At 59.7% G+C, this 9,905-nt stretch carries 8 protein-coding genes; 1 reads left to right on the top strand and 7 read right to left on the bottom strand.

Annotated elements, in window-relative coordinates; all coding sequences use genetic code 11:
* The first annotated feature begins 286 nt into the window (after positions 1-286).
* Positions 287-1,714, top strand: a complete 1,428-nt coding sequence (locus AC3B8H_RS14495; RefSeq protein WP_488442257.1) for a sigma-54-dependent transcriptional regulator — start codon at positions 287-289, stop codon at positions 1,712-1,714.
* A 17-nt stretch (positions 1,715-1,731) separates the two neighbouring features.
* Here AC3B8H_RS14495 and AC3B8H_RS14490 read toward each other — a convergent pair whose 3' ends face one another.
* The 7 genes from AC3B8H_RS14490 to AC3B8H_RS14460 all read right to left on the bottom strand — a co-directional run bounded on the left by AC3B8H_RS14490 (position 1,732) and on the right by AC3B8H_RS14460 (position 9,686).
* The gene (locus AC3B8H_RS14490) at positions 1,732-2,211 is read right to left on the bottom strand and encodes a cupin domain-containing protein (protein ID WP_488442256.1); all 480 of its coding nucleotides are present in this window, start codon (positions 2,209-2,211) and stop codon (positions 1,732-1,734) included.
* A 177-nt stretch (positions 2,212-2,388) separates the two neighbouring features.
* Positions 2,389-4,266 carry a potassium transporter Kup gene (locus AC3B8H_RS14485; RefSeq protein WP_488442255.1) on the bottom strand — a complete coding sequence of 626 codons (1,878 nt, stop codon included), beginning with the start codon at positions 4,264-4,266 and terminating at the stop codon, positions 2,389-2,391.
* A gap of 193 nt (positions 4,267-4,459) precedes the next feature.
* Positions 4,460-5,167, bottom strand: coding sequence for a response regulator (locus tag AC3B8H_RS14480; RefSeq protein ID WP_488442254.1), 708 nt, complete (start codon positions 5,165-5,167; stop codon positions 4,460-4,462).
* Positions 5,164-6,678 (bottom strand): DUF4118 domain-containing protein, encoded by a 1,515-nt coding sequence (locus tag AC3B8H_RS14475; RefSeq protein ID WP_488442253.1) that lies wholly within the window; start codon positions 6,676-6,678, stop codon positions 5,164-5,166. Before AC3B8H_RS14475 ends, AC3B8H_RS14480 begins: the two co-directional genes overlap by 4 nt.
* 51 nt (positions 6,679-6,729) lie before the next feature.
* A complete protein-coding gene (gene nhaD, locus AC3B8H_RS14470) occupies positions 6,730-8,175 on the bottom strand; it encodes a sodium:proton antiporter NhaD (RefSeq protein WP_488442258.1) in 1,446 nt (481 codons plus the stop codon).
* Between the two features lie 250 nt (positions 8,176-8,425).
* Positions 8,426-9,103, bottom strand: coding sequence for a laminin B domain-containing protein (locus AC3B8H_RS14465; RefSeq protein WP_488442252.1), 678 nt, complete (start codon positions 9,101-9,103; stop codon positions 8,426-8,428).
* A 52-nt stretch (positions 9,104-9,155) separates the two neighbouring features.
* Positions 9,156-9,686, bottom strand: coding sequence for a hypothetical protein (locus AC3B8H_RS14460; RefSeq protein WP_488442251.1), 531 nt, complete (start codon positions 9,684-9,686; stop codon positions 9,156-9,158).
* Between the last annotated feature and the right edge of the window lie 219 nt (positions 9,687-9,905).

Raw genomic sequence — 9,905 nt, 5'->3', positions numbered from 1 at the left:
TGGTGACTTTCAACCACGCGGGGCGGTGATTTTCCCCCAATTGGCTGCCGGCCGGCAATCGGGCCGGATCGCGGGGCGAACTTCCTTTTCCGATTCGGCACGTCTAGCGCCGTTGAGACCGCACATCCTCCGATCGGGCGGTTCACGAGCCGATCCGGTGGTAACCGGCACCGTTTTTGCGTAAAGTTGATATTCACTCGCCGCCACCTCGGCGAAATTAAATCCGCCCTTCGGCTGCCGTAACCGGTACCGGCCGCAATTGCCCACCACCACCTTTCGCCAACTTATGAACGACAGCATCCTGATCATCGAAGACGAAGCCTTGTTAGGTAGTGAGCTTCAGCGCTATTACGCTCGCTTGGGTTTCGAGACTCTGTTGGCGGCCGACTGCGCTCAGGCCCGGGTGATTCTAAGTAATCCGGATTTGCGGCCGTCGCTAATTCTGTCCGACCTTAGCCTGCCGGACGGTAGTGGTCTGGATTTGCTGGAAGAAACTCGCGGCAACTTGTCGGACTGCGAATGGGTGTTTCTGACCGGTTACGGCGACGTGCCGGACTCGGTAAGGGCCTTGCGCCTGGGGGCTTTCGATTTTTTGATCAAACCCTGCCTTCAGGAGCAACTGGACATGGTGGTGCGTAGCGCGTTGCGTAGTGCCAAGGCCCAGCGGAGAATTCTGACCGACTCGGTCAACGCCGGCAAGCGCTATGCGCCGGAAACCTTTCTCGGCAACAGTCCTGTCACCCGCCAGACCGGCGAGATGTTGCGCCAACTCAGTCAAGTGCCCTATAGCGCGTTGATCCTGACCGGCGAAACCGGCACGGGCAAAGGCTTGGCGGCCAGGATTCTGCATTACAACAGCGAACGGGCCAAGGAGCCGCTGATCGAACTGAACTGCGCGGCCCTGCCTAAGGATTTGCTCGAATCGGAACTGTTCGGTCACGAAGCCGGCGCCTTCACCGGTGCCAAGGCCCGCCATCGGGGACTGATCGAGCGAGCCCATCGCGGCACCTTGTTTTTGGACGAAATCGGCGAAATGTCCTTGGACCTACAGGCCAAATTACTGAAAGTGCTGGAGGATCGCAAACTGCGTCGCTTGGGGGCGGAGAAGGAAATCGGCGTGGACATCCGCATCATCGCCGCCACCAACCGGAATTTGCAGGATGAAGTCAAGAACGGTGGGTTTCGCTCGGACCTTTATTACCGTTTGAGTGTTTTCGAACTGCGCTTACCCAGTTTGCGCGAGCGCATCGGCGATCTGGACGATTTGGTGCCGGCCTTGATTGCCGAATTCAATTTACTGGCCGGCAAGAAGGTCAGCCAAGTATCGCCGCGCGCCTGGCAGTTGTTGAAAAGCTATCGCTGGCCGGGTAACGTGCGGGAGCTGAGGAACGTGTTGGAGCGTAGTGTGATTTTATCGTCGTCGCAGCAGTTGCCGGAGCAATGGTTGCCGAATGACGGGAAAAGTGCGGCAGTGTTTGCTGAAGAGGCTGAACACGCGAGTTGCGGCGCGAATATCCCAGTGCTGGATGCCACTGGTGCGCGCCTGGAGTTGCAGTTTCCGACCGACGGCAGCATGGGCTTGGAGGATATGGAGAGCGAAATCGTCCGCAGCATGCTTGACCTTTGCCACGGCAACGTCATGGAAGCCGCGCGCATTCTGAAAACCACCCGCGAAAAAATTCGCTACCGGATCGAAAAATACAAACTGCGTTAAACCTGACCAGCAATGATTCAATACGGGCGGCCGTCCCGGTGCAGAAATTGCCATTGGCCGGCCTCGTTCAGCCGGGCTTGTAGGTCGTCGTCGGGATAAACGACGGTGTCGCCGGGCGAGCGGTCGCCGATTTCCAGGTAAACCACGTCGGCATCGGTGCGGTTGAGCAAATGATGGGCGTTGCCGGTGCCGGCCGGGAAACCGGCGCACATGCCGGCGCACAGCCGGGTTTCGCCTCGATCGGTGACCAAGGTCGCTTCGCCGTTGAGCACGTAGACAAATTCGTCCTGCGTGGCGTGGGCATGCCGCAGGGCCGAGCGGGCGCCGGGCGCCAAGCGGGTTAGGTTGACGCCGAAATTGACCAGACCGAAGGCGTCGCCCAAGACCCGTTTTTCCCGGCCGGCCATCAGCGACGCAAAGGGTTCCGGATACAGTGACGGACGGACTCGGGGCGGCAAATCGGCGGCGACGATGGCGATAGGTTTTTGGTCGGTCATGGGCATGCGGTCCCTAAGTGGATTCGGTCGCGTAGTATGACCGGAAATTGGCGGCCCGTCGCCGCGATCAAGACCAAGCAGCTGGCGCCGGTGCTTTCCGGCACTATCTAAATCCTGGCGGGGCCGCCGAAGAATCGCTAGGCGGTATTGCTTGCGACAGCCGGCGCGGCAGCCAACCTACAACTCGATCCGTATTCCCAGTTCGATCACCCGGTCGACCGGAATCTTGAAATATTCGATCGCGCTGGAGGCGTTGTGGAATAAAAAGCGGAACAGCGGGCGTTGCCATTTGGGCATCGGGCAGCGGCGGCGGAACGAGAGTTTTTCGCTGGCGATAAAGAACGACGCATGTTTCTGATCGATGATCAAACCCTCGCGGGCGCACAGTTGCAAGGCCCGGCGCACATCCTGTTCCTCCTGAAAGCCGAAATACATCTTGACCCGGTAAAAACGGTCGTTTTCTCCGAACAGCCGAATTTTGATGCGCTGACTTTCGCCGACATAGGGCACGTCCTTGGTGACGATGGTCAGCACGATCATTTGTTCGTGCAATATGTGGTTGTGCTCCAGATTATGCAGCAAGACCAGCGGTACGCCGTGCAGGGTTTTCGCCAGATAAATCGCGGTGCCGGGAACGGTTTTCAGTTTCCGGGTTTGTAGGCGGGTTTCCAATTCCTCGAACATGACCCGCTTGTCGTCCATGTACCGGCCCAGTAGCTGGCGACCCTTGATCCAGGTGGTGATCAGGATGAACAGCGCGGCACCGACCGCCAGCGGCAACCAACCGCCTTCCGGAATCTTGACGGTATTGGCTAGAAAAAACAGCACGTCGAAACTTAAAAACAGCGACAGAAAGCCGATGCTGGTGGTCTCTTTCCAACGCCACAATTCCTTGATGACGATGAAGGCCAGTATCGTGGTGGTGATCATCGTGCCGGTCACCGCCAGACCGTAGGCCGAGGCCAACGCCGACGACGAGCGAAATTCCAGCACCAACACGAATACCGCCGCCATCAGCAACCAGTTCACCGCCGGGATATAGATTTGGCCCATTTCGTCGCCGGAGGTATGCAGAATCCGCATGCGCGGCGTGTAACCCAGCTGGATGGCTTGGCGGGTCAGCGAGAAAGCGCCGGAAATCACTGCCTGCGACGCGATCACGGTCGCCAGTGTCGACAGCAACAGCAACGGATAAAGCGCCCAATTCGGCGCCATCAGATAAAACGGATTTTCGACGGCGGCGGGATTTTCCAGGATGAGCGCGCCTTGTCCGAAGTAGTTCAGCAACAAAGCCGGAAACACGAAGCCGAACCAGGCGCAGCGGATCGGTTTCAAGCCGAAATGGCCCATGTCGGCATACAAGGCTTCGGCGCCGGTAATGGCCAGCACCACCGAACCCATCACGACAAACCCTCGCCAACCGAGTTCGCTTAATAGCGCAATGCCGTGGTAGGGATTGATGGCACCGAGGATTTGCGGATGGCCGGCGATATTGACGATACCCATGGCCGCCAAACTGACGAACCAGACGCACATGACCGGAGCGAAGAGTCGGCCGACGTGTTCGGTACCCTTGGCTTGCACCAAAAACAGCGCGGTCAACACCGCCAGCGTGATCGGCAGTACGTAATGTTCCAGTTTCGGCGCGACGATCTGCAAACCCTCGACCGCGCTGAGTACCGAAATCGCCGGGGTGATGATGCTGTCGCCATAAAACAACACCGCGCCGATCAAGCCGGTGGCAATGATGAAGCCGGCCTTGCGGGGATCTTGCTTGGCGGTCTTTAGCGCCAGCGCCAGCAGGGCCATGATGCCGCCTTCGCCGTCGTTGTCGGCGCGCATGATGAAGATCGCGTATTTGGTGGTGACCACCAGCGTCAGGGACCAAAAAATCAACGACAGCGCGCCGAGGACGTGCGCGGCGTCGGTTAACAGACCGGCATGGAAGACTTCCTTGACCGCGTATAGCGGGCTGGTGCCGATGTCGCCGAACACCACGCCGATGGCGCTGAGCGTCAAGGTTTTCAGTTGCGACGGGTTGGGGTTTGCTGACATGAAGTATCCGGGCAGATGGCTGGGGCGGGGGGATTCAAGAGGCGTCCGCTAAAGGCAAAAACGCCGGCCACTATAATGAATCGCGCATAAAAATAACGTAAAAATCGCGGTGGCGGCTGCCTTCCGGCGTCAATCCCATCGTGCCGAATCGTTGGCGACGCCGGCCTGCCGGCGCGGCCGGACGCCAAGAAATTTAATCCTGGTCGCCGGCCGCGTCTTCGCAAACCAGGCGATAGCCGACACCGACCTCGGTTAACAAGTAGCGCGGCCGGGCCGGATTGACTTCCAGTTTATGGCGCAATTGCCCCATGTAAATTCTTAAATAATGTTGGTCCTGGACATGTTCGCCGCCCCAGACTTCCAGCAACAATTGGCGATGAGTCACGACCAGGTCGGCGTGGCGGATCAAAATGCTCAGCAAGCGGAACTCGATCGGCGTCACCCGTACCTCGCTGCCGCGGACGCAGACCCGGCGCCGCGCCAAGTCTACTTGCAGTTCGCCGGTCTCGAAAATCTCCTGAGTCGCCGAGCCGCGCGCGACGCGCCGCAGCAAGGCGTGCAGCCGGGCGTGCAATTCGCCGCTACCGAAGGGCTTGGTCAGGTAATCGTCGGCGCCGGCGTCCAACGCGGCGATTTTGTTGTGTTCCTGGCTGCGCGCCGACAAGATCAGGATGGGTTGGTCCGACACTTGCCGCAAGCGGCGGGTCACGGCAATGCCATCCATATCCGGCAGCCCCAAGTCCAGTATCACCAGATCGGCTTGGCCGGCCAGCGTCAGTCCGGTCTTGCCGCAATCGGCCTCGGAGATGCGCCAGCCGCGATTTTGCAGACTGGTTTTCAGAAAACGCCGAGTTTGGGCGTCGTCTTCAATCAGCAGGATGCGGGGCGCCGAGTCGTTCACGCCATATCCTCGAGCGCGGCCGTCGCGAGCGGTTGCTCGGGTTGTGGCAAGTCGATGACAAATACCGCGCCCTTGCCGACCCGGTTTTCGGCCCAAATCCGCCCGCCGTGGGCCTCGACGATGGTTCGGCACAGCGCCAGTCCAAGACCGACGCCGGTGTGTTGGGATTCGGGAGCGCCGCGGAAGAATTTCTCGAATATTTTGTTCTCCAAGCCGTTGGGAATGCCGGGGCCGTAGTCGGCCACGCTCAGGCGGACGCCGCCTTCGGCGCGTTCAGCGGATAAATCCACCGGCGTGCCTGCGGGCGTATGTTTGATTGCGTTTTCGATTAGATTGACCAAGACCTGTTCCATCAGCACCGCGTCGATCCGCAATAGGGGCAAATCGTCGGGAATTCGGGTGCGCACCGGACGTCCTTGCAATCCGCTGTCGAGCCGATGCAGGGCGCTGCCGACCAGTTCTTCGATCGCATTCCATTCCCGATGCAATACCCATTCGCCGCTGTTCAGTCTGGCCATGTCCAACAGCTTGCCGGTCAAATCCGACATGCGCTGGGCTTCGTCGAGTATGGTTTTCTGGCAATCGTCGCGGTCGGCGGCGCTCAGGCGGTTGCGATGATCGATCAGCGCGCCGACCGCGCCGACGATGCGGGTCAGCGGGGTACGCAAGTCGTGGGAGATCGAACTCAGCAAGGCATTGCGCAGGGCTTCGGCTTCGGCTTGCAAACGAGCCTCCCGAGCTTGGCCGGCGAATTGCAAACGTTCCAGACTCAGCGCGATCAGATTGCAAAACGTCTCAAGAAAGAAGTTCGTTTCACGACTACCCGGATCGGCTGCTTGCAGCACGAGGACGCCTTGTCGAGTTTGCGAGCCGCGCAACGGAAAATAGCGGGCCGTGTCGGTCGTAACAGTCCGGTTTTCTTGAAACGCGAGTGCCGCGGTCGCCCAATCCAGGTCAGCGGGCAAACCGTCGGCGGGGCGGAGCGGGGATTGCTCAAGATCGCTGGTCGGCACCAGCCTACCAACCGCGCCGAAGGCTTGGCGCAGATGACGCTCGGTGATTTCAGTCACGCGCTCGACAGTCTCGACGCCGGCCAAATCCCGGCTGAGCCGGTACAAAGCGTCGGTGCGGGCTTCCCGTTGCCGGGCCAGTTCGGTCTGCTGTTTGGCTTGATTCTGCAATTTGCTGGTCAGGTTGGCGACGACGATCATCACCACCAAGCCAACCGCGTTTTCCAGATCGGAAATCGCGAACGAAAAAATCGGCCGGGCGAAATAAAACGCGAACATCGGCGCGCTGATCAGCGAGGCGAGCAACGAGGCGTTGCGGCCGTAGCGGCTGGCCACCAGAAACACGCCCAGCAGATAGGTCATTAGAATACTGGCCTCGCCGAGCAGTTGGCGCAGCGGCCAGGCCAACGCGGTACACAGCAACGGCGCGGCTATTCCCCAGGCGTAGCCGATCAGGCGTTGGCGGGTTTGCGGCGGGGCGGCGAGCGGGTTGGGAGTCATCGATAGCTTGCGGTATCTGCTGGAGTGGGTTTAAGCCAACGGAGCGAGGCCCTAAAACGTACCGGCGTTGATCCAAAAATGCACGCCGATGCTGGCGAAATAGGCCAGTAAAATGACTGGACACCACTTCATGTGGCTGGCGAACGTATATTGACCCTTGGCCTGACCGAGCAGGCCGATCCCCGGCGCCGAGCCTATCGCCAACAAGCTGCCGCCGACTCCCAGCGTCAAGGTCAGCAACAACCATTGACCTTGCGGGATATCCGGATGCATCGTCAATACCGCGAACATCAAGGTGCCGTTATCGACGAAGGCCGAACCCAGCCCTATCAGGACATTGGCCAAGGTGGGGCTGAATTGGCCGTACAGAATTTGCGACGCCGCGTCTAGGTAGCCGATAAAACCCAAGCCGCCGATGCCCATCATCGCACCGTAAAAAAACAACAGCGTGTCCCATTCCAACCGGCCGACTTTGTCGAAAATATCCAGCCGGCGAGCTTCGAACTCGGATTGTTGCATATCGCCGCCGCCGAAGAACAGTGAGAATTCCGACTGGCTCGGTTTGGCCGGGCTGTCGGACTGTTGCAGATAGAAATAAAAGAACTGCAATAACGACAGCCCGGCCATCATGCCGGCGGCGGCCGGTAATTTCAGGCTCATATCAAACCCCACCGCCAGCGCGATCGTCGCGCCGAACAAACACAGGATTCGCTTGGCGCCGCGCGGCATCGTTAAAGTTTCCAACGCGACCGCGGGCTTGGCGCTGGGTACCGCGAAGTGCATGGCTAATGCCGGTATCAAAAAGTTGACCAGACAGGGCACAAACAGCTTAAAGAACTCGGTGAAACCCAACATGCCGTGCTGCCAGACAAACAGCGTCGATATTCCGCCCAACGGGCTAAAGGAACCGCCGGCATTGGTGGCGATGACCACGTTCAGGCACGCCAAGCCGACGAAGCTCGGATTGTCCTTGCCGACCGCGACGACAACCGCGCCCATCAGCAATCCGGCGGTCAGGCCGTTAACGACGCAGGACACCAGAAACACCAAGCCGCCGGTAATCCAAAACAGTTGCCGGTAACTCAGTTGCTTGCCGACCAGCCAAATCTTCAAGGCCTTGAACAGTCCCATGTCTTCCATCGCGTTCAGATAGGTCATCGATACCATGATGAACAGCAACAGTTCGATATAGCTTTGCAAATTGCTTTTGAAGGCGGCAACGGCCACCGCGCCTTGGCCGTGTTGTCCGTAAGCCAGTACGATCAGAAACCAGATTAGCGTGGCGGCCAGCAGCATCGGCTTGGATTTGCGCAATTGGGTGGTTTCCTCGAACATCGCCGCGATATATGCGGCAATCATCAATCCCAAGCTGGCGTAGCCGGCCCAATGTCCGGTCAGATTCAACGGTAACGGCGCGCTGACCGATCCGGCATGGCCCGGATCGGGCCACAACAACAGTACAGCCGATAGTCCGTATCCGCCGGGTGTCAATCGTATAGGGGGGCGCTGTATCCGACTTCCTGACATGCTGTTTTCGCGGCCTCTCGCAAGCGTGGGTCGCCGGCGCGAATAGGCCGGCAGGAGGCGGCGATTCTAGCGGGAGGGGTGTAAAAAAGGCGTAAAGGCCAGGTTGGGCAAGCGATCCTTCCGGCGTGGATTCGAACGCCGGGTGAAACCGGTTAGAGAGAAAAATCGGCCGGACTCGGCTTACCGAGAATCGGCCGGAGGCGTGGGCGGTTGCGGTGGCTCAGCCGTTGGCGCGGCGCCTGGAAGTGGCGCGCCATGCCAGTAGGCCGAATCCGAATATACCGGCGGCCGCCGGCAACGGCACCGCGCCCAGTCTGACATTGTCCAGGCCGGCAGTTTCGACAATGCCGTCGGTGTATTCGCCGTGAATGTACAAGCCGGTCAAGTCGGCCAATACGGCGCTGAAGTCGGCCGCCGTGGCGAATGCGCCGTCGGTGGTTCCGACTCGCCATTCCGACGACGGCGCGAAATTGGCGCTAACCCGTGTCCAGTTGGCGCTAGGCACGATGGCCGGATCGCGCCGCCACAACAGACGCTGGCCGGCACCGACCAACATCAGGTCGGTGGTCTGCCAGTTGACTGCGCCGTCCCGGTAGGTCAAATCGTAGGACAGTGCTTGAGCGCCGGTTTGGTTGCCCAGAAACGCCGCCGGCGCCGAAAACGTGAAATCGCCGTTGTCGGGGTCGGTCGCGGCAATGTAATTGCCGGGACGGCCGCCGCCCAAAAGATGGTTGACGGCGTAATGGCCTTTCTCGGTGTAGTCGTTCCGACTGAAGTCGGTAAAGCTGACTATTTCCCAGCCTTGGTCGCCGGATTCGAAATCGCTGACAACGGCCGCGTGAGCCGCCGCGCTGGAAAACGCGGCGGCGATGATTGATACGAGTTTGGATTGAGCCATGGCATGCTCCTTTGGGGGTGGACAAGAATGTTGGCTTGGCGCCGACGCGGGCTTAGTTGCGATAGTGATGTATCTCCGGCGGCCTGCCCGGTATCAGCAGGCCTTGGTCGACCGCGATCGGCGTTTGGTCGCGCGATTTTCGATAAATCCAGTAAGTAAAGTACAGCGAACCGGGTGTGGCGACCGCGCGTTTTTCCAATTCTCGAAACGGGCCGACGTTGATCGCGCCCAACTGCGGAACCAAGTTGATGTCGGTTGGACCGCCCAGCGTGTGCGGGATCGCATGGCCGCGATGGTATAGCGGACCCGCGCTAAGCGGATGGCCGGCCATCCGCGAGCGATCCCTGGGCTCGCCGTGCCGGCCCCGGCTGACGCCGAAAGCCGCCAGCAGCCGCTCGGCGGCAATATCGAACAAATAGTTAAAGCCGTCGACTTCGGTTTCGACTATGTCGAATGCGATGCCGATCCGACCGTAATCGTCCAGCCACACCTTGATCAAGTAAGGAATCACTGGGTCGTCGAACAGCGCCGGCCCAGCGTTTGCAGCCGCCAAGTATTTTGTCAAGTCGGGGTAGTTTGCCATTCGTGCTCCTGAAAAACCGGTGAGGATGCCGCCGAGCGGCGAACTGCGCATGGCCGGGATTTTGAGACGACGATGATCGGCGTGCAAGCGGAATTTTACCGAAACTCCGGGCGGGCCGAGCGCCGCGCCGATATGGCGGCAACCCAAGGTTTTCCGATAACGGGGGTATTTGCAGCGCCATAAGGTATATCCAAGTCTGATTCACGATGCCCGATGGTG

The sequence above is a fragment of the Methylomonas sp. BG-2 genome, assembly GCF_057766305.1.
This window is presented reverse-complemented; position numbering and strand designations above follow the sequence as displayed.

Coding starts and splice junctions, on each gene's coding strand:
- AC3B8H_RS14495 (WP_488442257.1), top strand. CDS start 287: ATGAACGACAGCATCCTGATCATCGAAGACGAAGCCTTGTTAGGTAGT.
- AC3B8H_RS14490 (WP_488442256.1), bottom strand. CDS start 2,211: ATGACCGACCAAAAACCTATCGCCATCGTCGCCGCCGATTTGCCGCCC.
- AC3B8H_RS14485 (WP_488442255.1), bottom strand. CDS start 4,266: ATGTCAGCAAACCCCAACCCGTCGCAACTGAAAACCTTGACGCTCAGC.
- AC3B8H_RS14475 (WP_488442253.1), bottom strand. CDS start 6,678: ATGACTCCCAACCCGCTCGCCGCCCCGCCGCAAACCCGCCAACGCCTG.
- AC3B8H_RS14465 (WP_488442252.1), bottom strand. CDS start 9,103: ATGGCTCAATCCAAACTCGTATCAATCATCGCCGCCGCGTTTTCCAGC.
- AC3B8H_RS14460 (WP_488442251.1), bottom strand. CDS start 9,686: ATGGCAAACTACCCCGACTTGACAAAATACTTGGCGGCTGCAAACGCT.